General features: G+C 31.6%; 1 protein-coding gene. It reads left to right on the top strand.

The window, feature by feature from the left end:
- The first annotated feature begins 29 nt into the window (after positions 1–29).
- Positions 30–422 carry a hypothetical protein gene (locus ACH5TX_RS00165; protein WP_439337544.1) on the top strand — a complete coding sequence of 131 codons (393 nt, stop codon included), beginning with the start codon at positions 30–32 and terminating at the stop codon, positions 420–422.
- Positions 423–560: the final 138 nt, after the last annotated feature.

Below are 560 nucleotides of genomic sequence, written 5' to 3'. Positions count from 1 at the left end.
CGTTGTAAACAATTGCGGAAACGAAAAAAATGACAAGAAAAGAAATTAATAATATTCTGAAAACTGAATCTGGAATTATTCTGTTGGAAAAGGAATCTGAGCAGTCTTTTTTTGAAGCTATTTTTAGTAATTGGGTTTCTGTTCTCTCTGCTTTATATTTCTTGACAAGAAAAAAATTAGACTCTCTAATTCTGACCGAAAATAGAATAACTTTAATCGTGAGGAATAAAGTCTATATTGAACGGATCTTTATCGGAATTAAATTTCTGAATTACAACGGAATGAAATCCACTCTCGAAGTGACTGACCAAAATCAACAATTTTCATTTCCTTTAGATAAATTAAGAGTTAGCTACGAAGAATCAAAGCTGATTAAACAAAAACTGACTGAATTTATGAATCGTGAAAAACAAACGGAATAAAAACTGTTTACAACAAAGTGTATAATTCATTGCTTCTGATTTTCCTATCGGAAAATCCTCGCATTTTTATTATCTTTGGTTTACGGCGGAAAATCCTCTCGGATTTTCACGCAACGAAACCATACACACAACCGTTGT

Origin of the sequence: Thalassobellus citreus, from assembly GCF_044385915.1 — a bacterium.
GTDB classification, from domain to species: domain Bacteria; phylum Bacteroidota; class Bacteroidia; order Flavobacteriales; family Flavobacteriaceae; genus Thalassobellus; species Thalassobellus citreus.
This window is presented reverse-complemented; position numbering and strand designations above follow the sequence as displayed.

Bases quoted from the DNA above. Each gene is read 5' to 3' on its own strand.
- ACH5TX_RS00165 (WP_439337544.1), top strand. From the start codon at position 30: ATGACAAGAAAAGAAATTAATAATATTCTGAAAACTGAATCTGGAATT.